The following is a 25,763-nucleotide window of genomic DNA, read 5'->3' as shown; positions in this document are numbered from 1 at the left end:
TCCCGTCAGGGACGCCCGTTCGCAGCTGTTGCGTGGGATGCGAGCGTCAGGTCACTCGCCCGGGACGACGTTCACGACGCGGCGACCGCGACGCGTGCCGAACTCGACGGCACCCGCGACGAGCGCGAACAGGGTGTCGTCACCGCCGCGGCCGACGCCGCTGCCCGGGTGGAAGTGGGTGCCCCGCTGACGCACGATGATCTCGCCGGCGTTGACGACCTGGCCGCCGTACCGCTTGACGCCGAGTCGCTGCGAGTTGGAGTCGCGGCCGTTCTTGGTGGACGCCGCGCCCTTCTTGTGTGCCATTTCGTGTCCTTCTCGGGTGCTCGAGCAGTGCTCAGAGGGAGATGTCGGTGACCTTGACCTGGGTGTACTTCTGACGGTGTCCCTGGCGCTTCTTGTAGCCGGTCTTGTTCTTGTACTTCTGGATCACGATCTTCGGCCCCTTGGTGCCACCGAGGACCTCGGCCGTCACCGACGCCTTGTCGAGCTTCTTCGCGTCGGAGGTGACGGTCTCGCCGTCGACGACGAGGACGACCGGCAGCTTCACCTTCTCGCCCGTCGCCGTGGCGACCTGGTCGATCTCGATGACGTCGCCCACGGCAACCTTCTGCTGCTTGGCGCCTGCGCGCACGATCGCGTACACCGCGGTCTCCTTCGTCGGTCTGATGCGTCGGTCTGATGCGTTGAGTCGGGGTCTGGGGCACACACGCTCGGGCGCCGCACAGAAGAGGCGCGCCTGGACGCACCGAGGATCAATACTACGGACCGGGCACCGCTACGGCAAAACCGGAACCGGTCCGGTACGGCCTCAGCGCTTGCGCGAGCCCTTCTTCTTGATCGGCACGTGCTCGATGACCGGGGCCTCGCCGGGCTCGGCGTCGGCCGTGCCCGGCTCGACGGTGCCGTTCGCCGGCGGCTCGCCGACGCTGCCGATGACGCCCGGCGGGGGTGTCTGGGCCACCGGGCTGACCGGAGCCGGGGCCTCGGTGACCGGCGGCCCCGCGGGCCGGCTGGCGGCCCGTCGCCGGGTCCGGGTGACGACCTTGGGCGGCTCGGGCACCGAGTCCGCGACCGGTTCGGCGACGGGCTCCTGCGTGGGCTCCTGCGTGGGCTCCGGCGCGGACTGCTGCGTGGGCTCCGGGGTGGGCTCCGGGGCGGGTTCGGCGGCCATGACGGGCTCGACGGCCGGGGCCGGGGTCCCGGCGGGGCGGCTCGCGCTGCGTCGACGGGTCCGGGTCACGACCTTCGGCGGCTCCGGCTCGGCCGGCGTCTCGGGGTCCGCGGGCGTCGCCACGGGCGCGGCGGCCTCGACCGGCTCGTCCGTCGGTCGCTCGGGGGTCTCCTCGGCCGCCACCGGCGGCACCTCGCTCGCGTCCTCGGTCGCTGCGTCGGCGTTCTCGGGTCGCGCCATCGCGGCGACGTCCTTGGGCGAGGGGGGCTTCTGCGAAGGGGCTCCGGCGTCCTGGTCGGACCCACGGCCTCGGCCGCCGCGCCCGCGGCGCCCGCCGCCCCCGCCGCCGCCGCGTCGGGAGTCGTCCTCGGCGCGCTTGGGCTCGACCGGGGCCTCGTGCACGAGCACGCCGCGTCCCTGGCAGTGCTCGCAGGTCTCGCTGAACGCCTCGAGCAGGCCGGTGCCGATCCGCTTGCGGGTCATCTGCACCAGTCCGAGCGAGGTCACCTCGGCGACCTGGTGACGGGTCCGGTCGCGTCCGAGGCACTCCACCAGCCGGCGCAGCACCAGGTCGCGGTTGGACTCCAGGACCATGTCGATGAAGTCGACGACGATGATCCCGCCGATGTCGCGCAGCCGGAGCTGGCGGACGATCTCCTCGGCCGCCTCCAGGTTGTTCTTGGTGACGGTCTCCTCGAGGTTGCCCCCCGAGCCGGTGAACTTCCCGGTGTTGACGTCGACGACCGTCATCGCCTCGGTGCGGTCGATGATCAGCGAGCCGCCCGAGGGCAGCCAGACCTTGCGGTCCACGCCCTTGGCGATCTGCTCGTCGATCCGGTACTCCGCGAACACGTCGGCCTTGCCGCCCGAGCCGTCCGGGCCCGGGTCGTAGCGCTCGAGGCGCGGCTCCAGGTCGGGGGCCACGTGCTGGACGTAGCCCTGCACGGTGTCCCAGGCGTCCTGGCCCTGGATCACGAGCCGGGAGAAGTCCTCGGTGAACAGGTCGCGGACCACCTTGAGGGTCAGGTCCGGCTCGCCGTAGAGCAGCTGCGGGGCGCTGCCCTTGGCCTTGCCCTCGATGTCCTCCCAGCGGGCCTTGAGCCGCTCCACGTCCCGGGTGAGCTCGTCCTCGCTGGCGCCCTCGGCCGCCGTGCGGACGATGACGCCGGCGGTGTCGGGGACGATCTCCTTGAGCAGCGCCTTGAGCCGGTTGCGCTCGGTGTCGGGCAGCTTGCGCGAGATGCCACTGGTGGTGCCGTCGGGGACGTAGACGAGGAACCGGCCCGCGAGGCTGATCTGGCTGGTCAGGCGGGCGCCCTTGTGGCCGATCGGGTCCTTGGTGACCTGCACCAGCACCGACTGGCCCGACGAGAGCACCGACTCGATCTTGCGCTGCTGGCCGTCCTTGTGGCCCAGCGCCGACCAGTTCACCTCGCCGGCGTAGAGGACCGCGTTGCGGCCCTTGCCGATGTCGATGAACGCGGCCTCCATGGAGGGCAGCACGTTCTGCACGCGACCGAGGTAGACGTTGCCGATCAGCGAGGTCTGCGACTCGCGGGCGACGTAGTGCTCGACGAGCACCCGGTCCTCGAGCACGCCGATCTGGGTGAGCTCCTCGCGCTGGCGGATGACCATGACCCGGTCGACCGACTCGCGGCGGGCGAGGAACTCCGCCTCGCTGACGATCGGGGCGCGCCGGCGGCCGGCCTCGCGGCCCTCGCGGCGGCGCTGCTTCTTGGCCTCGAGGCGGGTCGAGCCGGAGACCGCGGTGATCTCGTCCTCAGCGGCCCGGCGGCTGCGGACCCGGGTGACGGTGCCCTCGGGGTCCTCGGCGGACGCGCCGCCGTCCTCGCCCGAGCGGCGGCGCCGGCGGCGCCGGCGCGAGCTGCTCTCGCCGCCCGACTCGCCGCCGGTGTCCTCGGCGGCCGCGGCATCGGAGCGGTCCGAGCCGTCCTCGTCCGCGTCGTCGCCCGTGGCTGCGTGGTCGTCGGCGCGGTCGTCGGCGTGGTCGTCGGCGCCGTCCCCCGAGCCGTTGCCGTCCCCGGCCTTGCGGCGGCGGCGGCCGCCCCGGCGGCGGCGACGACGCGCGGTGCCCTCGCCGGTGCCCTCGGCACCTGTCTCGGCACCCTCGGCCTCCTCGGCCTGGGTCGTCCCGGCGTCCTGGCCCTCGGCGGTGGTCTCGGGCCGGTCGGTGGAGCCGTCGGCCTTCCGGCCGCCGCCCTTCTTGGCGGTGGCCTTCTTGGCAGCGGCCTTCTTCGCCGGCTTGGCCGGCTGCTCCGGCTCCGTCGCGTCCTCGGCAGGCTCCGCTGCTGACTTCTTGGCGGTCGTCTTCTTGGCCGCGGTCTTCTTGGCGGCCTTCTTCGCGGGCTTCGCGGTCGCCTCGGGCGCCTGGAACAGCACCGCGGGGGCGCTCGCGCCGGCCTCACCGGCCTCACCGGTCGGGGGCTCGGACGGCTGGACCAGCGGGTCGCCGTGGGGCGGGGTGGGGGCGTCCTCGGCGGGCTTCGGCTCGACCGTGCTCGCGGTGCTCCTGGCCGCCGTCCGCTTGGTCGCGGCCTTCTTCGCGGGTGCCTTCTTCGCGGCGGTCCGCTTCGCGGCCGTCTTCTTCGCGGGAGCCTCGGCCGGCGCGTCGAGGACGGGCGGGTCGACGAGGGTGTCCGCCGGCTCCGCGGCCGCGGCCTTCTTGGCGGTCGTCTTGGCGGCGGTCTTGCGGGCGGTGGCCTTCTTGGCGGCCGCCTTCTTCGCCGGCTTCTCGGCGGGGGGCGCCTGGTCCGTGTCCGGAGCCTGCTGGGGCGCGTCCGTGGTGAGTTCTGCTCCGGCCTGGAGGTCGTCGGGCATCGTGTGTGCTCCTAGGCCCGCGCGCCGTGCGCTCGGGCGAGTCCGACGTCGCCCGCCCGGGCATTCAGAGCCGGCGACGCAAAGCCTGTCGTGTGGCGGCGACACCCTCCGCGGTGCGTCACCGGTGCACGTCGCCTCGCCTGCCGCGGTCGTCTGGCCGAGTCCCCAAGAACTCATGGTGGGTCGCTGTCACCGACCTACCGGGCCGCGTCGCGGTCTGGTGAGACGACATCCAGCCAGCGTGCCGACCCTGGGTGGGCCGGCGAGAACGTCGTCGTACCGTTCCGGGCAGGTTGCCCGGGCCGATCTCTGCGAGTATCGCACACGTCGCGGCGATGCCCCGCACCGTCAGCCGCGCAGCGGGTCGCCGATCTGCCCGGTCACCGGGTCGAGGGGGCCCTGGGCGAGGCGGGTGAGGAGCGGGGCGCCGGGGATCTCGAGGCTCGCGACCGACGCCAGACCGGCCAGCACGTCGTCGGGGCGCACCGACGGCACGGCGTGCCGCAGCACGAGGTCGAGACGGGTCCCGGCCCCGTGCGGCACCGCGGCGAGGGCGACCACGGCGGCGCGGCAGTCGAACTCGCGCAGCCCCTTCTTGGTCATCCGCTGCACCGGCGCGGCGTCGGCAGCGAGGAAGGCCGCGACCGCGGGTTCGGCGACCTGCGGGTCGACCTCGAGGTCGAGCAGCCAGTGGCTGGCCTCCAGCAGGTCGGCGAGCGACCCGCCGGCGGCCTCCACGACCTCGACGACGTCGAGACCGTCGGGCAGCGCCTCCTCCAGGGCGGCGCGCACGGACGCGGGGTCCCGGGTCTCGGCCAGGCCGATCTCGAGGTACTCGGCCTCGCTCGCGGACCCGGTCGGCGCGGCGCCGGCGTACGAGATCCGCGGGTGCGGGTTGAACCCCGAGGAGTAGGCCATCGGCACCCGGGCCCGGAAGATCGCGCGCTCGAAGGCCCGGCTGAAGTCACGGTGGCTGGTGAACCGGAGTCGGCCGCGCTTGGCGTAGCGGATCCGCAGCCGCTGGACGGGCGGGGCTTGCTGCTCGGGCTGGTCGCGCACCGGGCAAGGCTACGGGTTCAGCGCGCACCGGGCTCAGGGAGTGGCCGCCTGCCTCATCGCCGCGGACGGGTAGACCGTGCTGACCCGGTCGCCTCCGAGCCAGGCGGTCAGCCGGGCCGCCTCGGCCCCCAGCGCCGCCCGGCCGTCGGCGCCCACGTCCTCGAGGAGGTTGAGCACGACCACGCCGTCGGGGTCCTGCACCCAGCAGCCGACCACCCGGCCGTCCCACCAGGCGGTGGTGCCGGCGTTGCCGTTGGTGTCGAACAGCGCCGGCGCGTGCGGCCCGAGGAAGAAGGACCGCTCCTTCCAGCCCATGACGGTCGGGTCGAGCACCGGGAGCAGCGCCGCCCACGGCTCGACCGCCGGCTCGGCGTCCGCGAGCAGCGGGTCCTCGGGCAGCAGCCACCCGGTGCCGCCGCCCGCGAGGCCCACCTGGACCGCGGCGACATCGGCCAGCGCGGCGCGGACCGCGCCCTTCGTGGCGCCCAGCCACCACACCAGGTCGGCCTCGGTGCCGGGTCCGAAGCTGCGCAGCCAGCGGCCGACAAGCTCGGCGTACCCCTCCCGCTCCTTGGCGGGCCCGGGCACCTCGCCCAGCCAGGTCCGGGTCAGCGTCCACTGCGGCCGGGCGGTGCGCCAGTGGCCGGCGTTGCGGCCGCGGACGATGCTGCCCTCCAGCCCGAGCTGGGTGAGCAGCCGGGGCGCGATCGGGACGTGCCCGCCGTAGGACTTGCCGGGCGACATGTGCAGGCGACCCTCGAGCTCGGGCACCTGCTCGCGCAGCTGGGCGGCCGACAGCTCCGAGCCGTCGGCGAGCCGGGCCAGGGTGGCGGTCTCGGCGGCCGCGACCCAGCCGGCGCCGTCGACCGCCAGGCCCCCGGCCTCGACGTCCTTGGCCAGGCGGGCCCGGTGGGCCCGGGCCACCCGGGCCGACGCGCTCCCCCAGGCGGCCGGCAGCAGGTCGAGCGGGAAGACGAACAGCGTGCGCCGCATCGCGAGCTGCTTGACCAGCGTGCGGTCGGCGTACAGCGCCCGGTCGACGTCGGCCACCGTGATCTCGTCGACGCGCGCCCACAGCGAGAGGTAGACCGTGGGTGCCTCGGTGGCGTGCAGCACGGTCATGGCGTACGTCGCCGCCTCGGGGCCGGTGGCCCGGTGACCGGGCGCGAGGGCGTGACGGCGCGCCAGTCGGGACCGACGCTCGGCGGCGCTGACCTCTCGCATGAGCCCCATCCTGCCGCCGCCCGCCCCCAGCGGGCTGGCGGGCCGGGTGAGAGCATCGCCCGGGTGAGCACCTCCGCGCGTCGTACGGCCGCCCTCGTCCTGGTCGGTCTGGTCCTGCTGTCCTTCAACCTCCGGCCCGCCGCGATCAGCGTCGGGCCGGTGCTCGCGGAGGTCCGGGACGCCTTCGAGATGTCGGGCGCGACGGCCGGCCTGCTCACCTCGCTGCCGGTGATCGCGTTCGCCGTGTTCGGCGCGCTCGCGCCCGCGGCGGCGCACCGGATCGGCATCCACCGGGTCACGCTGCTGGCGCTCCTCGCCGCGATCGCGGGACTCGTCGGCCGGGTGCTGACCCACCAGGAAGGCGTGTTCCTGCTGCTGTCCCTCGTCGCGCTCGCGGGGATGGCGATGGCGAACGTGCTGCTCCCCTCGCTGGTGAAGCTGCACTTCCCCGACCGGATCGGGCGGGTCACCGCGATCTACACGACCGCGCTGTCGATCGGCCTGACGTCCGCGCTGGTGCTGACCGTCCCGATCTCCGCGGCGTTCGGCGGCTGGCGCTCCGGGCTGGGCGCGTGGGCGATCCTCGCGGTCCTGGCCGCCATGCCGTGGCTCTCGCTGATCGCCCACGACCGGCACCTCGAGACGGCCCCGCGCTCGATCAGGTTCGTCGACGTCGCGCGCACGCCGCTCGGCGTGGCGATGGCGCTGTTCTTCGGGCTGCAGTCGCTGCAGGCCTACGTCATCTTCGGCTGGTTCCCCCAGCTGTGGCGCGACAGCGGCTACTCCGCGACCGTCGCCGGCCTGCTCGCGGGGGTCGTCGCCGGGATGAGCATCCCGCTGTCGCTGTGGCTGCCGAACGTGCTGGCGCGGAGCGAGGACCCCCGGCGGCTGATGCTCACGGTGATCGCGGCCTACCCCGTCGGCTACCTCGGGCTGATGGTGGCGCCGTACGCCCTGGCACCGGTGTGGGCCGTGGTCCTCGGCGTCGCCGCGGCGACCTTCCCCCTGATCCTGACCCTGATCGGGCTGCGGGCGCGCACCCCGGAGGGCACGGCGGCGCTCTCGGCGTTCACGCAGTCCACCGGCTACCTGGTCGCCGCGATCGGCCCGTTCCTGATCGGCGTCGTGCACGACGCGTCCGGCGGCTGGAACCTGCCGCTGCTGATCCTGCTGCTGCTCGCACTGCCGCTGTTCGCGCTGGCGACCTACATGTCCCGGCCGAGGTACGTCGAGGACCAGCTGCGCGCGAGCTCGCCGCGCACCTGACGTATCGGTCGCCCACCCGGAGTCCGGGCGACCGATACGTCAGGGGCGTGCGGATCAGACGACGCTGAGCGGCAGCAGCCTCTGGCCGGTGGGGCCGATCTGGATCTCGGTGCCCATCACCGGACACACCCCGCAGTCGTAGCAGGGCGTCCAGCGGCAGTCCTCGACCTCGATGTCCGACCCCTCGGCGGCCGCCAGGGCGTCCTCCCAGTCGGCCCACAGCCAGTCCTTGTCGAGCCCGGAGTCCAGGTGGTCCCAGGGCAGCACCTCGTCGTACTCGCGCTCGCGGGTGGTGAACCAGTCGAGGTCGACGCCGGTGCCGGCCAGGCCCGTCTCGGCGGAGGCGACCCAGCGCTCGTAGGAGAAGTGCTCGCTCCAGCCGTCGAACCGGCCGCCGTCGCGCCACACCTGCTCGATGATCGCGCCGACGCGCCGGTCGCCCCGGGAGAGCAGGCCCTCGATCGTGCCGGGCTTGCCGTCGTGGTAGCGGAAGCCGATGGCGCGGCCGAACCGCTTGTCCTCGCGGACCGTGTCGCGCAGCTTCTTCAGCCGCTCGTCGGTGGTCTCGTGGTCGAGCTGCCCGGCCCACTGGAACGGGGTGTGCGCCTTCGGCACGAAGCCGCCGATGGAGACGGTGCAGCGGATGTCGTTGCGCCCGGAGACCTCGCGGCCCTTGGCGATCACCTGCTTGGCGAGCTCGGCGATCGCGAGCACGTCCTCGTCGGTCTCGGTCGGCAGGCCGCACATGAAGTAGAGCTTCACCTGCCGCCAGCCGTGGGAGTACGCCGTCGCCACGGTGCGGATCAGGTCCTCCTCGGTAACCATCTTGTTGATCACCCGGCGCATCCGCTCCGACCCGCCCTCGGGGGCGAACGTCAGGCCGGAGCGCCGGCCGTTGCGCGAGAACTCGTTGGCGAGCGTGATGTTGAAGGCGTCCACGCGGGTGCTCGGCAGGCTGAGGCTGACGTTGGAGCCCTCGTAGCGGTCGGCCAGGTCCTTGGCGACCTCGCCGATCTCGGTGTGGTCCGCGCTGCTCAGCGAGAGCAGGCCGACCTCCTCGAACCCGGACTTCCGGATGCCGTTCTCGACCATGTCGCCGATGGTGCGGATCGAGCGCTCGCGGACCGGGCGGGTGATCATGCCGGCCTGGCAGAAGCGGCAGCCGCGGGTGCAGCCGCGGAAGATCTCCACGGAGTACCGCTCGTGCACGGTCTCGGCGAGCGGGACCAGCGGCTTGGAGGGGTAGGGCCACGCGTCGAGGTCCATCAGCGTGTGCTTGCGGACCCGGAACGGGATCCCGGGACGGTTCGGGACGACCGCCTCGATGGTGCCGTCCTCGGCGTACACGACGTCGTAGAAGCGCGGCACGTAGACGCCGCCGCTGACCGCGAGGCGGCGCAGCAACTCGTCCCTGGTCATCGCGGAGCCGCCGGGGCCGTTCTTCTCCTGCTTCCACTCGCGGACCACCTCGGAGATCGCGAGCACGACCTCCTCGCCGTCGCCGAGCACGGCGGCGTCGATGAAGGCGGCGATCGGCTCGGGGTTGAACGCCGCGTGGCCGCCGGCGAGCACGATCGGGTCGTCCTCGCCCCGGTCGGCGGCGTGCAGCGGGATGCCGGCCAGGTCGACGGCGTTGAGCATGTTCGTGTAGCCGAGCTCGGTGGAGAAGCTGAAGCCGAACAGGTCGAAGGCGCGCACCGGCCGGTGCGCGTCGACGGTGAACTGCGGGATCGGCCCGGCGGCGTCGCCCGCCCGCATCACCCGCTCCATGTCCGGCCACACGGCGTACGTGCGCTCGGCGACGATCCAGTCGCGCTCGTTGAGCACCTCGTAGAGGATCTGGACGCCCTGGTTGGGCAGGCCGACCTCGTAGGCGTCGGGGTACATCAGTGCCCAGTGGACGGTCTCGCCCTCGGGCGCGCAGTCCCAGTCCTTGACGGTGGAGTTGAGCTCGCCGCCGACGTACTGGATCGGCTTGGAGACCGATGCGAGCCGGGGCTCGAGGCGGCCGAAGACAGACTCCGGGGCGCTCGCGGGCGCGGACATGGAAGTACCTCGCAGAACTGCGTCGACGGTCGGGAAGGTCCCCAGGGTACGTCGCGCTCCGCGTCGCCGCGAACTGTCGCGCGATGCTCAGTCGGTGTCCGGGGCGAGCTCCTGGAGCGCGCGGCGCGCCACCACGAGCTGCTCCTCGGCGAGGACGATGAGGTCCTCGAGCCCGCGGGCTCCATATCGGTTGGCCACGCTGCGGACGGCCTCGGCGATCTCCGGCTCGATGTCGCGGTCGGTCATGACCTCATCCAAACACGAGTCAGCCGACCGGATCGGCCGGAGCGCGCCCGGGCGGCCCGGCCGTCCTCGTGCCCCTGCAGGTCAGGCCCGGACACTGAGCCCGGGGCGAACCGCGCGCAGGGGCATCGCGTGCCGCAGCGGCAGCGTCGCCGTCGAGCGCAGGTGGATGTTCTGGAGCAGCCCGATCGCGAGCATGCCGGCGAACATCGAGCTGCCGCCGTACGACACGAACGGCAGGGGCACGCCGGTGACCGGCATGATCCCCAGGCACATGCCGACGTTCTGGAACGCCTGGAAGCCGAACCAGCAGGCGATCCCGGCGGCGGCCAGCCGGCCGAACGGGTCGTCGGTGCGTGCCGAGATCGCCAGCGCCCGCCAGATCACGAGGCCGAGCAGCGCGATGACGACGCCGGCGCCGACCAGGCCCAGCTCCTCCCCCGCGACCGTGAACACGAAGTCGGTGTGCTGCTCGGGCACGAAGCCGGCGCGGGTCTGCGAGCCGTCGAAGAGGCCCTGGCCGAACAGCCCGCCGTTGCCGACCGCGATCCGCGCCTGCTCGACGTTGTAGCCCGCGCCCCGCGGGTCGAGGTCGGGGTTGGTGAACGCGAGGAATCGGTCGACCTGGTACTGCTTCAGGAGCCCGGCCGCGACCGCCGCCGCGGCCGCGGTGAGGCCGCCGGCAGCCAGCAGGCCGAGCCAGCGCCGCGGCGCACCGGAGACGGCGAGCACGCCGAAGACGGTCGCGGAGAGCACGAGCATCGTGCCGAGGTCGGGCTGGAGCATGATCAGGGCGGCCGGGAGGCCGGCGATGGCGAGCATGCCGAGGACGTCGCCCAGACTGCCCCCGAGGCGGCCCCTGCGGGCGTCGGCGCGCTCCGCGACCCACAGCGCCATGCCGATGACGACGGCGAGCTTGGCGAACTCCGAGGGCTGGATGGACATCCCGCCGAGCTGCAGCCAGGACCGGGAGCCGTTGATAGTGGTGCCCATCGTCAGCACCAGCGCGAGCCCGCCGAGCGAGGCGACGTACGCCAGCGGCGCGACGATCCGGAGCCACCGGTGGTCGGTCGCGAGCACGACGACCATCAGCACGAGCCCGATCAGGACGTTGACGACCTGCTTCTTCAGGTACGCCGTGGGGTCGCCGCCCGTGAGGTCCTCGCGGTGCGAGGTCGCCGACCACACCAGCAGGCTGCCGAGCGTGACCAGGCCGAGCACGGCGAGCATCAGCACCCAGTCGAGACCGGGGGCCTTGAGCCCGGACGTGTTGAGGGGCGGGCGTACGGATCGCGTGGTCGCCACGGTCAGTCCTCCTCGTCCTGGCGCTCGGAGCCCTGCTCGGCCGGCGGCAGGATCGTGCCGTCCTTCATGAACGTCGGCAGCGCCTTCGGCGGGGTGGTGCCGGGGATCGCGGCCCGCGACGGGTCGACGCTCATCCCGTCGACGCCGTACAGCGCCTCCCAGACCTTGCGGACCGCGGGGCCCGAGGTGCCCGAGCCGGTCCCGGCCTGGCTGACCATCATCACCACGACGTAGTTCTCGTCGTACGACGCGACCCACGACGTCGACTGCTTGCCGTAGACCTCGGCGGAGCCGGTCTTGCCGCGGATGTGGACCCGGTCGAGCGGGAAGTCGCCGAACCGCCAGGCCAGGGTGCCGACCCGCGGGGTGCCCTGCAGCGCCTGGTCGACGTAGCGCAGGCTCTCGGCGCTGGCGTCCACCTTGCCCTCGACGACCGGGTCGAACCGCTTGAGCACGGTGCCCTCGGGGCTGACGACCGCCTTGGCTACCCGCGGGGCGTAGAGCGTGCCGCCGTTGGAGAGGGCGGCGTAGGCGCGGGCGAGCTGGAGCGGGGTGACCATCGTGTCGCCTTGCCCGATCGAGTAGTTCACCGCGTCGCCGGCGCGGTAGTAGCTGCCCTCGAGGCAGAACTCGTGGGCGAAGACGCGCAGGAAGTCGCTCTTCGCGCTGCCCTCGCGGTCGACCTTGCAGTAGTAGCCCTTCATCGCCTTCCAGTAGGCGAGCTTCCAGTGCCGGTCGGCGATCCGACCGCTCGCCTCGCCCGGCAGGTCGACGCCGGTCTCGCTCCCGAAGCCGAAGTTCTTGGCCTCCTGGACCAGCGGGTCCAACGCGTCGACGTTCGTCGGGTCGGAGCCGTACTTCTGCCAGAAGTGCAGGCCGACGCGGTAGAAGAACGTGTCGCAGGACAGCTGCAGCGCCTGGTCGAAGCCGATCATCCCGTACGACGCGGACTCGTAGTTCTTGAACCAGCGGTTGCCGACCTGGAGGCCGGACGAGCAGTCCAGGCGGGTGCCGGTCGAGAAGCCGTTGTTCAGGGCACCGACCGCCATGATCGGCTTCCAGGTCGAGCCGGGGGCGAACTGGCCCTGGGTCGCCCGGCCGAGCAGCGGGTTGCCGGCCGCGTCGGAGTAGAGCCGCGCCAGCTGCCGCTTGGTGATGCCGCCCACCCACACGCCCGGGTCGTAGGTCGGCTGGCTGGCCATCGCCACGATCCGGCCGGTCCGCGCCTCCATCACCACCACCGCACCGGAGTCGGCGCGGTAGTTGCGGTGGGTGACCTCGTCGTAGGTCTGCCGCGCGGTCCGGATCGTCTCGGCGAGCTGCCGCTCGACCACGCCCTGCACCTTCGCGTCGATCGAGGTGACCAGGGTGTCGCCGGGCTGCCCGGCGACCTCGCCGTCGTCACCGAGCACCCGGCCCATCGAGTCCACGGCCACGCTCTTGTAGCCGGGCATGCCGCGCAGCCAGCGGTCGTACTGCTTCTCGACACCGGCCCGTCCGACCGACGAGGCGCCGTTGACCGACCGGTCGCCGTGCTGCTCGGCACGGTCGAGCTCGTCCTCCGTGATCGGGCTCAGGTAGCCCAGCACGTGCGCGAGGTTCACGCCGTACGGCCGGGGGTAGGCGCGCACGCTCTGCTGCTCGGCGAGCACGCCCGGGTAGTCCTCGGGCTGCTCCAGGATCCGCAGCGCGACCGCCTGCTTGACGTCCATGGCGACGGGCACCGGCTGGTACGGCGAGCCGTTCCAGCAGGTGCCGGGGACGCTGCCCGCCTCGCCGCAGGTGATCAGCTGGTGGCGGATCGTCCGGGCCGGGACGTCGACGACATCGGCGACCCGGCCCACCAGCACCTCCTGCTGGTGGTCGGTCATCCTGCCGAGCATGGTCCGGTCGATCGACACGACCCACGACGTGCGGTTGGCCACCAGCGGGCGGCCCTGGTCGTCGACGATCAGGCCGCGCTGAGGCTGCACGACGATCTCGCGCACCGACTGGGAGGCCGCCTGGGCGTGGTACTCGTCGCCGCCGACGACCTGGAGGTAGTACAGGCGCGCGAACAGGGTGGCGAAGAGCGAGAACACCAGGACCTGGATCACCACCAGGCGCAGCCGGCCGGAGCGCGCGGACATCGAAGACACCCCGGCCCTAGGCGATCGCGCGATCGGGCTCGATCCGCCGGAACACCGCCATCACGGCGGGCAGCACGAGCGGGGTGAGCAGCAGGTCCCACAGGAGCGCGACCCCGATCACCTCGAGCAGCTCGGGGATGCCGAGCGCGGGGTCGTCGAGGACCAGGCCGCTGAGCGCGAAGACCGAGGTGCCGACGAACGACGACGCCGCGACCGTCGCGACCACCGCACCGACCGAGGGGCGGGCCCCCTGGCGCACCCGGCCGGCGACGTACGCGACGAGCACCAGGGCCAGGGCCCAGCGCCCGGCGACGTGGTCGGCCGGGGGTGCGAGGTCGAGGGCGACGCCGGCACCGAAGCCGAGCACCATCGCGAAGGAGGTCCCCTGGGTGAGGGCGGCGCCGACGACGACGAGCAGGCACAGGTTCGGGACGATGCCGTCCCACGCGAGGTGCGGGAAGACCGAGACCTGGAGCACCAGCGCGACCGCCACCGCGGCGGCGGCCACCGCCGCCCTCAGGGCGTTCACCGCAGGCTCCCGTCGGACTCGATGACCGCGCGGTCGCTCGCGGTGCCCGACGGCACCACGACGCCGACCAGGTCGAGGGCGCCGAAGTCCACGAACGGGTCGATCACGGCGCGCTGCGAGGTCTCCCGCAGGCTGCTGTACACCGTGGTGACCCGACCGACCGGGATGCCGGACACGTAGGGACCACCGGCCTCGCTGCCCCAGGTCACGACCGCGTCGTGCTTGGCGGGAACGGCCCTCTGGTCGACCAGCTCCAGGTCGAGCCGGCCCTGGTCGCCGATCACGCCGCGGCCGTGGAGGAAGCCGACCTCCATGCTCTCCCCGACCCGGCCGCCGACCACGGAGTCGGCGTCGACGATCAGCAGCACGGTCGCGGTGCTGCGGGTGACCCGCAGCACGCGGCCGACCAGGCCGTCGTTGTTGATCACGGTGAGGTCGGGCTGCAGCCCGGCGTCCGTGCCGGCGTCGATGGTCACCGTGCTGGAGAACGACTGCGAGGACCCGAGCCCGACCACCCGGGCGGGGACCAGGGAGTACCCGAGGCTGCGAGCGGCCGCGGTGAGGCCGTCGTACTCCTCGAGCCGGTTGCGGTCGTAGCCCTGGGTCGCGAGGTCCGACCTGAGCCGGGAGTTCTCGGCCTGGAGCGCGATCAGGTCGTCGTGCATCGAGCCCCGCGAGCGGAACCAGTCGGGGACGGCGGTGAACGGCCGGACCACGGTCGCGGTCGCCACCTCGACCGGCCCGAGGACCTCGCCCGCGACCCGCCGGGCCGGCTCGAGCGGCGAGCCGTCGCCGGCCTGGTCGAGCGTCATCAGACTGAGGCAGGCCAGCACCAGCGCGACGAGCAGCGCCGGCGACGAGGGCGGCCGCTCCCCCGGGCTGCGCCACCGGCGCTCGCGGGTCGCCGGCCGGTCACGGATCATCGGCGGCGCCTCTGGTCGCCGACCAGCACCTGCTGGAGGGCCTCGAACTCCTCGACGCACTTGCCGGCGCCGAGCGCGACCGAGCTAAGCGGGTCCTCGGCGACGTGCACGGGCATCCCGGTCTCGTGGCGCAGCCGCTCGTCGAGCCCGCGCAGCAGCGCACCGCCGCCGGTGAGCACGATGCCGCGGTCCATGATGTCGCCGGCCAGCTCGGGCGGGGTCTGGTCGAGGGTGGTGCGTACGGCGTCGACGATCGCGTGCAGCGGCTCCTCGAGGGCCTGGCGGACCTCGGCGCTGGACACGGCCACGGTGCGCGGCAGCCCGGAGACCAGGTCGCGGCCGCGGATGTCCGCCTCGGGCTCCTCCGACATCGGGAACGCCGAGCCCAGGGTGGTCTTGACCTCCTCGGCGGTGCGCTCGCCCAGCATCAGCGAGTGCTCCTTCTTCATCCAGGCGACGATCGCCTGGTCGAGGTCGTCGCCCGCGGTGCGGATCGACAGGCTGGTGACGATGCCGCCCAGGGAGATCACCGCGACCTCGGTGGTGCCGCCGCCGACGTCGACGACCATGTTCCCGGTGGCCTGGTGGACCGGCAGCCCGGCGCCGATGGCGGCTGCCATCGGCTCCTCGACGATGTAGACCCGGCGCGCGCCGGCCTGGTAGCCGGCCTCCTTCACGGCCCGCTGCTCGACCGCCGTGATGCCGCTCGGGACGCAGATCACCATCCGCGGCTTGGCGAAGTAGCGGCGCCGATGCACCTGCTGGATGAAGAACCGGAGCATCTGCTCGGTGGCCTCGAAGTCGGCGATCACGCCGTCCTTGAGCGGGCGGATCGCGGTGATGTTGTCGGGCGTGCGCCCGATCATCCGCTTCGCCTCGTGCCCGACGGCGAGGATCTCGCCGGTCGTGTCGTTGAGGGCGACCACGCTGGGCTCGTCCACCAGCACACCCTTGCCGCGCACGTAGACCAGGGTGTTGGCGGTCCCGAGGTCCACGGCCATGTCGCGGCCGATGAAGCTGTTCGCCATGCGTCGCCCTGTCGCTGAAGCTCCACCGCCTGGGGACGGTGGTGCAGATGGGGAAGGTGTGACAACAGGCTACGAAGGCAGGGTGCTGCCGCCGGGGAGGACACGCGGCCCGCCCGGGCAATTCCCCCAGGTCAGAGACCCGGGAACCAGATCCCGATCTCGCGCTCGGCCGACTCCGCGGAGTCCGAGCCGTGCACCAGGTTCTCCCGGTTGGACAGCGAGAGGTCGCCGCGGACGGTGCCGGGGGCGGCCTTGCGGCCGTCGGTGGCGCCGTTGAGCGCCCGCACCACCTCGACCGAGTTCTCGCCCTCGAGCACCAGGGCCACCAGCGGCCCGCTGGTCACGAAGTCGCGCAGCGGCGGGTAGAACTCCTTCTCGACGTGCTCGGCGTAGTGCTCGTCGGCGACCGAGGCGTCGATGGTGCGCTGCTCCATCGCGACGATGGTCAGCCCCTTCGCCTCGTAGCGCGACAGGATCGCTCCGACCAGCCCGCGGCGGACGGCGTCGGGCTTGAGGAGGACGAGGGTGCGCAGACTCATGGCCCGAACCCTAGCGAGCGGGGAGGGGTCCGCCGCGAGGGCCCTTCGACGCTCGACGGCGGGTCTTTGGGCCGCTCATCCCAGGGACCGGGCCCGCCGCCCCACCTCGTCGGGCACCGGGCCGACCGCGTCGGAGTCGGGCACCGGCGCACCCGCCACCCGGCGGATCGGGACGTGCCCGCCCCAGGCGCCCGCCTCGACGTCCTCGGCCTCGTCGCCGGGTCCCCCGGCGCGGGCCTTCATCGACGCCTCGTGGAGAGGTACGGCGAGCACCGCGGTGGCGGCCAGCTCCTTGCGCGTCGAGGGCCGCAGGGTCGCCGTACGGCCCGGGACCATGTGGTCGACGATCAGGGTCAGCGCCCGGTCCCGCTCGGCCGGGTCCTCGACCAGCCGGGCCGGCCCGATCACGACCGCGCAGCGGTAGTTCATCGAGTGGTGGAAGGCCGAGCGGCCGAGCACCAGCCCGTCGAGCTCGGTCAGCGTGACGCAGACCGTCGCACCGGCCGCCGCGCCGGCCCAGCCCGCCGCGACCGAGCCGTGCACGTAGAGGGTGCCGTCGCGGTCCGGCCCGGCGGGGTCGACGCCGAACGCGACCGGGAGCACCAGCGGGTGGTCGCCGACGACCACCCCGAGGTGGGCGACCAGGGCGTCGTCGAGCAGGCGGTGCAGCTCGGCCCGGTCATCGACCGCGCGGTTGCGGCCCCGGCCGACGGTGGTGCGGGCGGTGGGCGAGAGGGTCGGGTCGAGCGTGGTCACGGCACTAGGATCGCCGAGAAGTGGCCTGCGCACACGGGCCAATCCGTCACGACTTCGACAGGACAATCCGATGGCCACCCTGCCAGTGCGGCTGGACCGCGACGCCCCGGGCCCGCTCGGCGTGCAGCTCTCCGGCCGGATCCGGGACCTGGTCCTGGCCGGCACGCTGACCCGGGGCGACCGGCTGCCGAGCACCCGCGCGCTGGCCGTCGAGCTCGGGGTCAGCCGCGCGGTGACCGAGCAGGCCTACGAGCAGCTGCTGGCCGAGGGCTGGCTGACCGCGCGTCGCGGCTCGGGCACCTTCGTCGCCGCCGGCGGGGCCGCGCGGGCCGACGCACCGTCCCGTCGACCGCTGCGCCCGCCCACGGACCTGGTCCGCCTCGACGCCGGCACCCCGTGGATCGACCCCCGGCACGCCGCCGGGTGGCGGCGCGCGTGGCGGGAGGTGTCGACCGCCCGACCGCCACGGGGGTACGACGACCCGCGCGGGCTGCCCGAGCTGCGGGCCGCGCTGGCCGACCGGCTGGCCCGGACCCGTGGGCTGGCCATGCACCCCGACGAGGTGGCCGTGGTCAACGGCACCACCGACGGGCTGCGCCACCTGCTGACCGCGCTGCCACCCGGACCGGTGGCCCTGGAGGACCCGGGCTACCGGGCGGCGGTCGAGACGGTGCGGGGGCTGGGGCGCGAGGTGCGCGACCTGCCGGCCCTGGCCCCGGTGACCGACCTGACCGGGGTCGCCGCGGCCTACGTCACGCCCGCGCACCAGCACCCGCTGGGCCGGGTGCTCCCGGGGCCCGAGCGGGTCTCGCTGCTGGCCGCGGCGCGTGCGGCCGGGGCGCTGGTGGTCGAGGACGACTACGACTCCGAGTTCCGCTACGACGTGGCCCCGGTGCCGGCCCTGGCCAGCCTGGACCGGACCCGGGTCGCCTACCTCGGGACTGCGGCGAAGTCCGTGGCTCCGTCGCTGCGGCTGGGCTGGCTGGTCGCGCCGCCGGAGCTCGGCGAGCGGGTGCAGGCCCGCCGCACCGTCACCCACGAGGGCGTGCCGTGGCCGGTCCAGCGCGCCTGCCTCGCCCTGCTCCGCGACGGGTACGTCGACCAGGTCGTCCGCACCGCCCGGCGGGTCTACGCCGAGCGGGCGCCGCGGGTCGCGGCCGCGCTCGCGCCGTACGCCGAGCTGGCCGGCCCGCTCGCGGGCATGTACTCGACCTGGCTGCTGCCGGCGGCGGACGCCGAGCGGGCCCGGGACGCCGCACGCCGGGCGGGCTTCGAGGTGAACCTGCTCGCGGACTACTGCCGCTCGGCGACGCTCACCGGCCTGGTCGTCGGGTTCGGCGGGGTCACCGACGAGGAGCTGGACCGGGCGCTCGCCGCGCTGGTCTCAGCCCTCTGAGCCCGCCGGGCCCGCGTCGGCGGCCGCGGCGTAGGCCGCCGCCCGCTCGCGCTCGATCCGGACGCCGAGGAAGTACGCGGCGCCCCACAGCAGCGCGAAGATCGCGCCGAGGAAGAACATCAGCGGGATCACGAAGCCCAGGCCGATCGCGGCGCCCTGCACCAGCCAGCCGAGGCTGTAGGCCCACTCGCCGCGCAGCATCCCGGCGAGCAGCAGGCACGCCACGGTGAGACCGAGTCCGACCCAGAGCGCGGTGGCGACGTCGACGTCGGCGACCGCGATCATCACCGGCGTGGTCAGGCCGAGGGTGACGGCCTCCAGGGCCAGGACCGCCGCGCACATCCCCCGGCGCGGCGACCGCTCCGGGCCGCTCACCGGGCCGCTCCTCGGTTCCGTTCGGGACGGACCAGGAGGGAGCGGGCCTCGCCGACGGTCACCACGGACCCGGTGACCAGGACGGCGCCGGAGCCGAGGGGGGCGCCGAAGGTCTCGCCGGCCTCGGCCAGCGTCGCCGCCTCCTCGAGGGCGACCGCCACGGTGGGCGCGACCGACACCCGGTCGGGCCCGAAGACCTCGCGGGCGACCGCCGCGAGCCGCTCGGCCGGCAGCGCTCGCGCGGTGGAGTTCTGGGTGCACACGACGTGAGCGAGGACCGGCTCGAGCGCGGCCAGCAGTCCCTCGTGGTCCTTGTCCCCCATCACCCCGACCACGCCGATGAGCGGGGAGAACGTGAACGAGTCCTCGATGGCGGCGGCGATCGCCTCGGCGCCGTGGGGGTTGTGCGCCGCGTCGAGCACGATCGTCGGGCTGCGCCGGACGATCTCCAGCCGGCCGGGCGAGGTCGCCTCCGCGAACGCGGCGCGAACGAGGTCCTCGTCGAGGGGCTGGCCGTGCTCGTCGGCACCCAGGAACGCCTCGACCGCGGCGAGGGCGACCACGGCGTTCTGCGCCTGGTGGGCGCCGTGCAGCGGGAGGAACACGTCGTCGTACCGGGCGCGCAGGCCCTGGAGGGCGAGCACCTGGCCGCCGACGGCGGGCACCTGCGAGATGACGCCGAACTCCAGGCCCTCCCGGACCACGCCGGCGCCGACCTCGGCGGCCCGGTCGAGGAGCACCCGGGTGACCTCCGGCGTCTGCTGGGCGAGCACCGCGACGGAGCCCGGCTTGATGATGCCGGCCTTCTCGACGGCGATCTGGGCCGGCGTCCCGCCGAGGTACGCCGCGTGGTCCACCGCCACCGGGAGCACCACCGCCACGGTGGCGTCCGCGACGTTGGTCGCGTCCCACGAGCCACCCATCCCCACCTCGACCACGGCGACGTCGACGGGCGCGTCCGCGAACGCGGCGTACGCCATCCCGACCACGGTCTCGAAGAACGACAGCGGGTGGTCCTCGCTCGTGTCGACGAGGTGGGTGTACGGCGCCACGTCGTTGAACGCGCGCACGAACGCCTCGTCGCTCAGCGGCTCGCCGTCCACCGAGATCCGCTCGGTCATCCGCTCCACGTGCGGGCTGGTGAACCGGCCGGTGCGCAGGTCCAGCGCGCGCAGCAGCGTGTCGATCATCCGCGAGGTCGAGGTCTTGCCGTTGGTGCCGGTCAGGTGGATGACCGGGTACCCGGACTGCGGGTCGCCGAGCACCTCGGTGAACGCGCGGATCCGGTCGAGGGAGGGCTCCAGCCTCGTCTCCGGCCAGCGGGACAGCAGGGCGTCCTCGACCTCCTCGAAGGTCGCGGCGAGCCGGGGCGCGTCGGGGGTGTTGCCGGGGGTGTTGCCAGGGGTGTCGCTCATGGTGCGTCGAGTCTAGGGAGCGGCGAGCCGCTGACAGAAAGTGGAACAGGTTCTAGGTTGCTCCTCATGAGAACCACGGTCGCGGTCGTCAACGGTCCCGGAGCGGAGTTCGTGCTCGAGGCGGTGGAGGTCGACGGCCCGCGCGCCGACGAGGTGCTGGTGCGCATCGTCGCGACCGGCCTGTGCCACACCGACCTCTCGCTGCGCGACACCCTGCCCGCGGAGATGTTCCCGAGGGTCTTCGGCCACGAGGGTGCCGGCGTCGTCGAGGAGGTCGGCGCCGACGTGACCGGCATCGCGGTCGGCGACCACGTGGTGCTCAGCCTCGCCTCGTGCCGCGGCTGCGCGAAGTGCCAGGCCGGGCAGGCGGGCTACTGCGAGCAGACGCTGATGCTCAACTACATGGGCTTCCGCACGGACGGCTCGACGTCGTACTCCCGGGAGGGCGGGCCCGTCTACGGCCACTTCTTCGGGCAGTCGTCCTTCGCCCGGCACGCCGTCGCGCTCGCCAGCAGCGTCGTCGTGGTCGACCCCTCGCTCGACCTGACCCGGATCGCGCCGTACGGCTGCGGCTTCATGGCCGGCTCCGGAGCCGTGCTCAACGTCGCGCAGCCTGGGCCGGGCGACTCCGTGGCGGTGTACGGCGTGGGCGCGGTCGGGCTGGCCGCCGTCGCCGCCGCACGCGCCAGCGGGGTGGGGACCGTCGTGGCCGTGGACCTCCAGGCCCGCCGGCTCGAGGCGGCCGAGCGACTCGGCGCGATCGGCGTCGACCCGGCCGGCCTGGGCGAGACGACCGTGGTGGAGCGGGTCAAGGAGCTGACCGGTGGCGGCGCGACGTACGGCATCGAGACGACCGCGGTGCCCTCCGTCCTCAAGGAGGCCGCCCAGTCATTGGGGGTGCAGGGCACGCTGGTCGTCCTCGGCCTGGACATGAGCCGCCCGGAGTTCCCGGTCGACGCGATCGACCTGCTCCAGAACGGCAAGGTCGTGCGAGGCTCGGTCGAGGGCGACTCCGACCCGCAGGAGATGGTCCCGAGGATGCTGCGGATGAACGCCGAGGGCAGGCTGCCGCTCGACGACCTGGTCACGACCTACCCCTTCGGCGAGATCAACAGCGCGATCGCCGACGTGCTCGCCGGGAGGGTGGTCAAGCCGGTCCTGGTGTGGTGAGGACCAGGTTGGCCATGTCGACGACCGCCTCGTAGCCGAGCGCCTGATAGATCCGGTTCGACGTCGGGTTCGCCTGGTCGGTGAACAGGCAGCAGCGCACGCCCCTCTCGACGTACTGCCGGGAGACGTCGGCGACCGCGGCGCTGGCGAAGCCCCGGCCCCGGTGCCGCACCGGCGTGTAGACCGGGCCGATCCGGGTCACGCCGTTCGCCGGCGGGTTCGCAGCCGTCAGGTGCACCGGCTCGCCGCGCTCGTCCTCCCAGAGCCAGACCACCTCCTGCTCGAGACGCAGCAGCATGTCGTCCGCCGTGAGGTCCGGCATGGCATGGGGCTCGTCGCGGCCGGCCTGCTCGGCGGCGGCGAGCCCGAACGCCCGGAACCACGCGAGCGCCCGGTCGAGGTCGTTCGCGGTCGCGAGCCGCAGCCGACCGGGCGGGCTCGGCGGCACCGCGAGCTCGCCGAGCTCGAAGAGCCGCAGGTGCTCGTGCACGCGCACCTCGCCGCCGGCCAGCCGGGCGGCCTCCTCCGCGACCCGGCGGGCCGCCGGCAGCGCGCCGTTCACGCCGTGCAGCGGCTCGCCGCGCTCGTGCACGAGCCGGGCCAGCGTCACTGCCGCCTCGTCGGGCATCGGCAGCACGTAGAGCGGATACGGCTCGAACGGCGCGGTCCGCATCGCCACGCCGACCACCGCACCCGCCTCGTCGCGGACGACCGCCCACCAGCAGGGGTGCTGGCCCCGCGCGACCCCGCGCTCGTCCGCGGCGGCGATCCGCTCGGTCACCGTCGCGATCACCGTGGTCAGCACGGGGTCGGCGGCCAGGTGGGACCCCGCCGCGGCGAGGAACGCGGCGGGCTCCTCGGTCAGCTCGAGGTGGTACGGGACCGACGGGGACATGGGTGAAAGTCAGCCACCGGAGTGCCCGTGCTCACAACCGGTTTCTCCGGTGCCGCGGCCTGACCCTAGGATTTCCTCCATGACCGACACGCAGGCTGGCCAGGCACCGGAGACGACGACCGCACCGCAGGTCGCCGTAGCCGTACCTGACAAGCCTGCACTCGAGGGCCTCGAGGCGACCTGGAGCGAGCGCTGGCGCGCCCAGGACACCTACGCCTTCGACCGCACCCAGCCGCGCGAGAACGTCTACTCCATCGACACCCCGCCGCCGACCGTGAGCGGGAGCCTGCACGTGGGGCACGTGTTCTCCTACACCCACACCGACCTGATCGCCCGCTTCCAGCGGATGCGCGGCAAGTCCGTGTTCTACCCGATGGGCTGGGACGACAACGGGCTCCCGACCGAGCGTCGGGTGCAGAACTACTACGGCGTCCGATGCGACCCGTCGCTGCCCTACGACCCCGACTTCACCCCGCCCGAGAAGGCAGACCCGAAGCGGCAGATCCCGATCAGCCGGCCCAACTTCATCGCGCTGTGCGAGCAGCTGGTCCAGGAGGACGAGCAGGTCTTCGAGCAGCTGTGGCGCACCCTCGGCCTCTCGGTCGACTGGAAGCAGCACTACACGACGATCGGTGCCAAGTCGCAGACCGTGAGCCAGCGCGCGTTCCTGCGCAACTTCGCCCGCGGCGAGGCCTACCTGCAGGAGGCGCCCACGCTCTGGGACGTCACGTTCCAGACCGCGGTCGCCCAGGCCGAGCTCGAGGCGCGGGAGTACGCCGGCGCCTACCACCGGGTCGCGTTCCACAAGCCGTCCGGGGAACCGGTGTTCATCGAGACCACGCGGCCCGAGCTGATCCCCTCGGTGGTCGCGCTGATCGCGCACCCCGACGACGAGCGCTACCAGCCGCTGTTCGGGTCGACCGTCACCAGCCCGGTGTTCGGCGTCGAGGTCCCGGTGCTCGCGCACCCGCTCGCCGAGATGGACAAGGGCGCCGGCATCGCCATGTGCTGCACGTTCGGCGACCTGACCGACGTCCAGTGGTGGCGCGAGCTCGACCTGCCGGTCCGCACCCTGATCGGCCGCGACGGGCGGATGTCCCGCGAGACGCCCGACTGGCTGGCGCACGAGCCCGCGGCCGCGGCGTACGAGGACCTCAAGGGCAAGACCGCCTTCTCCGCCCGTGAGGCCGTCGTCGCGAAGCTGCGCAAGACCGGCGACCTGGACGGCGAGCCGAAGCCGACCCAGCGGATGACGAACTTCTACGAGAAGGGCGACAAGCCGCTCGAGATCGTCGCCACCCGGCAGTGGTACATCCGCAACGGCGGTCGCGACACGGAGATCCGCGGAGAGATGCTCGCCCGCGGCGCCGAGATCGAGTGGCTCCCGGGGCACATGAAGCACCGCTACGACAACTGGGTCGGCGGCCTCAACGGCGACTGGCTGATCTCGCGGCAGCGGTTCTTCGGCATCCCGTTCCCCGTGTGGTACCCGCTCGACGCCGAGGGCGAGCCGGACTACGACCACCCACTGCTCCCCCGCGAGGACGAGCTGCCCATCGACCCGTCGACGGCCGCCCCGAACGGCTACACCGAGGACCAGCGGGGCAGGCCCGGCGGCTTCCTCGGCGACCCGGACGTGATGGACACCTGGGCGACCTCCTCGCTGACCCCGCAGATCGCCGGCGGCTGGGAGTCCGACCCCGACCTGTGGCAGCGGGTGTTCCCGATGGACCTGTGCACCCAGGCGCACGACATCATCCGCACCTGGCTGTTCTCCCGGGTCGTCCGGGCCCACTTCGAGAACCACGCGGCGCCGTGGTCGCACGCCCTGGTCTCCGGGTTCATCCTCGACCCGGACCGCAAGAAGATGTCGAAGTCCAAGGGCAACGTCGTGGTCCCGACCGACATCCTCGACAAGTTCGGCGCGGACGCAGTGCGCTGGCGCGCCGCGATGGCGCGGCCGGGACTGGACTCGCCGTTCGACGAGACCCAGATGAAGGTCGGCCGCCGGCTCGCGATGAAGGTCCTCAACGCCTCGAGGTTCGTGCTCGGCGGCGTCGGTGCCACCGCAGTGACGCCGTTCGAGGTCTCCGAGCCCGTCGACTGCGCCCTGCTGGGCCGCCTCGCCGAGGTGATCACGAGGGCCACCGACGCGTTCGAGGCCTACGACTACACGACCGCGCTCGAGACCACCGAGAAGTTCTTCTGGGAGTTCTGCGACGACTACCTCGAGCTGGTCAAGGAGCGTGCGTACGACGAAGCGGGGGGCGCCGCCACGGCGTCGGCCAAGGCCGCGCTCGCCCTGGCCCTGCACGCCCAGCTCCGGCTGCTCGCGCCGTTCCTGCCGTACGTGACCGAGGAGGTCTGGTCCTGGTGGCAGCAGGGCTCGATCCACCACGCCTCGTGGCCGACCGTCGTCGAGCTCGGCTCCGCCGCCGCCACCGACGCCGCCACCCTCGACGCGGTCTCGGCCGCGCTGATCGGCATCCGGGGTGCGAAGTCGAACGCCAAGGTCTCGATGCGCGCCGAGCTCTCCCGGGTCGAGATCCGCGGGCCGCAGGCGCTCGTCCGGGCCGCCGAGCAGGCCGCCGACGACCTGCGCAAGACCGGCAAGGTCACCGGCGAGCTGGTCTTCACCGTCGATGACGGCGCCACCGAGCTGAGCGTGGCCGCGGAGCTGAGCGCCCCCGACCCGAGCTAGTGCCGGAGCTGGTGCCCGAGCTGGTGCCCGAGCTGGTGCCGAGCTAGTGGTGGTGCCCGCGGCCGCCGTCGTGATGGCCGTGACCGGGGCCCTCGCCCCGGTGACCGCGGTCGCCGTCGTGGCCGTGCCCGTCGCCGTGCTCGTGGCCGTCGCCGTGCTCGTGGCCCTGGCCGTGACCCCGACCGCGGTCGCCGACCCAGTCGTGGTGGTCGCGGGCCTGGGGGGCCGGGCCGGTGTTCGGGGTGGTGACGTTCGGCGCCGGGTGCTCGCTCCGGCCCTGACCGTGGCCGTTGCCGCGGCTCGCGGAGTCGTCCTGATCCGTGGCGTCGTCGGTGTCCACCACCGGGTCGGAGGCGTCGTGCACGTCACCGACGACCGCGCCGACGACCGCGTGGTGGCCGTGTGTCGCGGACGAGTGCTCCGCGGGCGCCGGCTCCCCCTGGGCGGGCGCGGCGGCGAGCGGCGCCGAGGTGCCGGAAGCCGCGCCGACCGGCAGCGGGCCGGCGGCGACGATGGTCGACTCGTGCGCGGGGTCGTGCTCGAGCACGGTGGCCTCGAGCACCCGCTGGCCGACGATCCCGTCGAGGCCCGCGCGCAGCCAGCCCGGGGTCGCCTCGCTGCGGGCCATGTGCACCATCATCAGGGCGCACGCGATCGCGACGACCGTGAACGCCACCAGGGGCGGCTTGTGGTCGAGGAAGAGGCGCGGCCTGCGTCGGGCATTCATCGGGACTGAGTCTCCCGGTATCCGC

General features: G+C 73.4%; 22 protein-coding genes. 4 read left to right on the top strand and 18 right to left on the bottom strand.

The window, feature by feature from the left end; all coding sequences use genetic code 11:
• Positions 1 to 51: 51 nt before the first annotated feature.
• From rpmA to QMC84_RS10410, 5 genes are all read right to left on the bottom strand, one after another.
• Positions 52 to 306: a 50S ribosomal protein L27 gene (rpmA, locus tag QMC84_RS10430; RefSeq protein ID WP_300374571.1), complete on the bottom strand. Its 255-nt coding sequence runs from the start codon at positions 304 to 306 to the stop codon at positions 52 to 54.
• A gap of 31 nt (positions 307 to 337) precedes the next feature.
• Complete coding sequence (gene rplU, locus QMC84_RS10425; RefSeq protein ID WP_300374569.1) at positions 338 to 646, bottom strand: 50S ribosomal protein L21; 309 nt, start codon at positions 644 to 646, stop codon at positions 338 to 340.
• 165 nt (positions 647 to 811) lie between these two features.
• The gene (locus QMC84_RS10420; protein WP_300374567.1) at positions 812 to 4,012 is read right to left on the bottom strand and encodes a ribonuclease E/G; all 3,201 of its coding nucleotides are present in this window, start codon (positions 4,010 to 4,012) and stop codon (positions 812 to 814) included.
• 348 nt (positions 4,013 to 4,360) lie between these two features.
• Positions 4,361 to 5,071 (bottom strand): TIGR03936 family radical SAM-associated protein, encoded by a 711-nt coding sequence (locus QMC84_RS10415; protein WP_300374565.1) that lies wholly within the window; start codon positions 5,069 to 5,071, stop codon positions 4,361 to 4,363.
• A gap of 33 nt (positions 5,072 to 5,104) precedes the next feature.
• Positions 5,105 to 6,295, bottom strand: coding sequence for a winged helix DNA-binding domain-containing protein (locus tag QMC84_RS10410; protein ID WP_300374563.1), 1,191 nt, complete (start codon positions 6,293 to 6,295; stop codon positions 5,105 to 5,107).
• A gap of 63 nt (positions 6,296 to 6,358) precedes the next feature.
• Between QMC84_RS10410 and QMC84_RS10405 the strand changes: the two genes are divergently transcribed.
• Positions 6,359 to 7,561, top strand: a complete 1,203-nt coding sequence (locus QMC84_RS10405) for an MFS transporter (RefSeq protein ID WP_300374561.1) — start codon at positions 6,359 to 6,361, stop codon at positions 7,559 to 7,561.
• Between the two features lie 54 nt (positions 7,562 to 7,615).
• Here the strand turns inward: QMC84_RS10405 and QMC84_RS10400 are convergent, their stop codons facing one another.
• The 9 genes from QMC84_RS10400 to QMC84_RS10360 form a co-directional block, all read right to left on the bottom strand.
• Complete coding sequence (locus QMC84_RS10400; protein WP_300374559.1) at positions 7,616 to 9,607, bottom strand: TIGR03960 family B12-binding radical SAM protein; 1,992 nt, start codon at positions 9,605 to 9,607, stop codon at positions 7,616 to 7,618.
• 87 nt (positions 9,608 to 9,694) lie between these two features.
• Positions 9,695 to 9,853: a hypothetical protein gene (locus QMC84_RS10395; RefSeq protein WP_300374557.1), complete on the bottom strand. Its 159-nt coding sequence runs from the start codon at positions 9,851 to 9,853 to the stop codon at positions 9,695 to 9,697.
• Positions 9,854 to 9,934: 81 nt separating this feature from the next.
• Positions 9,935 to 11,155: a rod shape-determining protein RodA gene (gene rodA / locus QMC84_RS10390; RefSeq protein WP_300374555.1), complete on the bottom strand. Its 1,221-nt coding sequence runs from the start codon at positions 11,153 to 11,155 to the stop codon at positions 9,935 to 9,937.
• A gap of 2 nt (positions 11,156 to 11,157) precedes the next feature.
• Positions 11,158 to 13,284: a penicillin-binding protein 2 gene (mrdA, locus tag QMC84_RS10385; protein ID WP_300374553.1), complete on the bottom strand. Its 2,127-nt coding sequence runs from the start codon at positions 13,282 to 13,284 to the stop codon at positions 11,158 to 11,160.
• 16 nt (positions 13,285 to 13,300) lie between these two features.
• Positions 13,301 to 13,813, bottom strand: a complete 513-nt coding sequence (gene mreD, locus QMC84_RS10380; protein WP_300374551.1) for a rod shape-determining protein MreD — start codon at positions 13,811 to 13,813, stop codon at positions 13,301 to 13,303.
• Entirely contained in the window at positions 13,810 to 14,736 is a 927-nt protein-coding gene (gene mreC, locus QMC84_RS10375; protein WP_300374549.1) for a rod shape-determining protein MreC, read from the bottom strand. Before mreC ends, mreD begins: the two co-directional genes overlap by 4 nt.
• Positions 14,733 to 15,764, bottom strand: coding sequence for a rod shape-determining protein (locus tag QMC84_RS10370; RefSeq protein WP_300374547.1), 1,032 nt, complete (start codon positions 15,762 to 15,764; stop codon positions 14,733 to 14,735). The genes mreC and QMC84_RS10370 overlap by 4 nt, the downstream gene beginning before the upstream one ends.
• A 131-nt stretch (positions 15,765 to 15,895) precedes the next feature.
• The gene (gene ndk / locus QMC84_RS10365; RefSeq protein ID WP_300374545.1) at positions 15,896 to 16,303 is read right to left on the bottom strand and encodes a nucleoside-diphosphate kinase; all 408 of its coding nucleotides are present in this window, start codon (positions 16,301 to 16,303) and stop codon (positions 15,896 to 15,898) included.
• 75 nt (positions 16,304 to 16,378) lie between these two features.
• Positions 16,379 to 17,059, bottom strand: a complete 681-nt coding sequence (locus tag QMC84_RS10360; protein ID WP_300374543.1) for a pyridoxamine 5'-phosphate oxidase family protein — start codon at positions 17,057 to 17,059, stop codon at positions 16,379 to 16,381.
• Between the two features lie 70 nt (positions 17,060 to 17,129).
• On the opposite strand from QMC84_RS10360, the gene QMC84_RS10355 reads away from it, so the two are divergent.
• Positions 17,130 to 18,455, top strand: coding sequence for a PLP-dependent aminotransferase family protein (locus QMC84_RS10355; protein WP_300374541.1), 1,326 nt, complete (start codon positions 17,130 to 17,132; stop codon positions 18,453 to 18,455).
• Here the strand turns inward: QMC84_RS10355 and QMC84_RS10350 are convergent.
• Together QMC84_RS10350 and QMC84_RS10345 are read right to left on the bottom strand one after the other, a co-directional pair.
• Positions 18,444 to 18,830, bottom strand: a complete 387-nt coding sequence (locus tag QMC84_RS10350; protein WP_300374539.1) for a DUF4233 domain-containing protein — start codon at positions 18,828 to 18,830, stop codon at positions 18,444 to 18,446. The genes QMC84_RS10355 and QMC84_RS10350 overlap by 12 nt on opposite strands.
• Positions 18,827 to 20,245: a folylpolyglutamate synthase/dihydrofolate synthase family protein gene (locus tag QMC84_RS10345; protein ID WP_300374537.1), complete on the bottom strand. Its 1,419-nt coding sequence runs from the start codon at positions 20,243 to 20,245 to the stop codon at positions 18,827 to 18,829. Before QMC84_RS10345 ends, QMC84_RS10350 begins: the two co-directional genes overlap by 4 nt.
• 66 nt (positions 20,246 to 20,311) lie before the next feature.
• On the opposite strand from QMC84_RS10345, the gene QMC84_RS10340 reads away from it, so the two are divergent.
• Complete coding sequence (locus QMC84_RS10340) at positions 20,312 to 21,415, top strand: NAD(P)-dependent alcohol dehydrogenase (protein WP_300374534.1); 1,104 nt, start codon at positions 20,312 to 20,314, stop codon at positions 21,413 to 21,415.
• Here the strand turns inward: QMC84_RS10340 and QMC84_RS10335 are convergent.
• A complete protein-coding gene (locus QMC84_RS10335) occupies positions 21,393 to 22,310 on the bottom strand; it encodes a GNAT family N-acetyltransferase (protein WP_300374532.1) in 918 nt (305 codons plus the stop codon). The genes QMC84_RS10340 and QMC84_RS10335 overlap by 23 nt on opposite strands.
• 79 nt (positions 22,311 to 22,389) lie before the next feature.
• On the opposite strand from QMC84_RS10335, the gene valS reads away from it, so the two are divergent.
• Entirely contained in the window at positions 22,390 to 25,011 is a 2,622-nt protein-coding gene (gene valS, locus QMC84_RS10330) for a valine--tRNA ligase (RefSeq protein WP_300374530.1), read from the top strand.
• A gap of 43 nt (positions 25,012 to 25,054) precedes the next feature.
• Here the strand turns inward: valS and QMC84_RS10325 are convergent, their stop codons facing one another.
• Positions 25,055 to 25,738: a hypothetical protein gene (locus tag QMC84_RS10325; RefSeq protein ID WP_300374528.1), complete on the bottom strand. Its 684-nt coding sequence runs from the start codon at positions 25,736 to 25,738 to the stop codon at positions 25,055 to 25,057.
• Between the last annotated feature and the right edge of the window lie 25 nt (positions 25,739 to 25,763).

Source organism: Nocardioides sp. (assembly GCF_030019515.1).
Classification (GTDB): Bacteria; Actinomycetota; Actinomycetes; order Propionibacteriales; family Nocardioidaceae; genus Nocardioides.
The sequence above is the reverse complement of the archived record's forward strand: the minus strand, read 5'-3'. Positions and strand labels throughout refer to the sequence as shown.

Bases quoted from the DNA above. Each gene is read 5' to 3' on its own strand.
- rpmA (WP_300374571.1), bottom strand. From the start codon at position 306: ATGGCACACAAGAAGGGCGCGGCGTCCACCAAGAACGGCCGCGACTCC.
- QMC84_RS10420 (WP_300374567.1), bottom strand. From the start codon at position 4,012: ATGCCCGACGACCTCCAGGCCGGAGCAGAACTCACCACGGACGCGCCC.
- QMC84_RS10410 (WP_300374563.1), bottom strand. From the start codon at position 6,295: ATGCGAGAGGTCAGCGCCGCCGAGCGTCGGTCCCGACTGGCGCGCCGT.
- QMC84_RS10400 (WP_300374559.1), bottom strand. From the start codon at position 9,607: ATGTCCGCGCCCGCGAGCGCCCCGGAGTCTGTCTTCGGCCGCCTCGAG.
- QMC84_RS10395 (WP_300374557.1), bottom strand. From the start codon at position 9,853: ATGACCGACCGCGACATCGAGCCGGAGATCGCCGAGGCCGTCCGCAGC.
- mrdA (WP_300374553.1), bottom strand. From the start codon at position 13,284: ATGTCCGCGCGCTCCGGCCGGCTGCGCCTGGTGGTGATCCAGGTCCTG.
- mreC (WP_300374549.1), bottom strand. From the start codon at position 14,736: ATGATCCGTGACCGGCCGGCGACCCGCGAGCGCCGGTGGCGCAGCCCG.
- QMC84_RS10370 (WP_300374547.1), bottom strand. From the start codon at position 15,764: ATGGCGAACAGCTTCATCGGCCGCGACATGGCCGTGGACCTCGGGACC.
- ndk (WP_300374545.1), bottom strand. From the start codon at position 16,303: ATGAGTCTGCGCACCCTCGTCCTCCTCAAGCCCGACGCCGTCCGCCGC.
- QMC84_RS10355 (WP_300374541.1), top strand. From the start codon at position 17,130: ATGGCCACCCTGCCAGTGCGGCTGGACCGCGACGCCCCGGGCCCGCTC.
- QMC84_RS10345 (WP_300374537.1), bottom strand. From the start codon at position 20,245: ATGAGCGACACCCCTGGCAACACCCCCGGCAACACCCCCGACGCGCCC.
- QMC84_RS10340 (WP_300374534.1), top strand. From the start codon at position 20,312: ATGAGAACCACGGTCGCGGTCGTCAACGGTCCCGGAGCGGAGTTCGTG.
- QMC84_RS10335 (WP_300374532.1), bottom strand. From the start codon at position 22,310: ATGTCCCCGTCGGTCCCGTACCACCTCGAGCTGACCGAGGAGCCCGCC.
- valS (WP_300374530.1), top strand. From the start codon at position 22,390: ATGACCGACACGCAGGCTGGCCAGGCACCGGAGACGACGACCGCACCG.
- QMC84_RS10325 (WP_300374528.1), bottom strand. From the start codon at position 25,738: ATGAATGCCCGACGCAGGCCGCGCCTCTTCCTCGACCACAAGCCGCCC.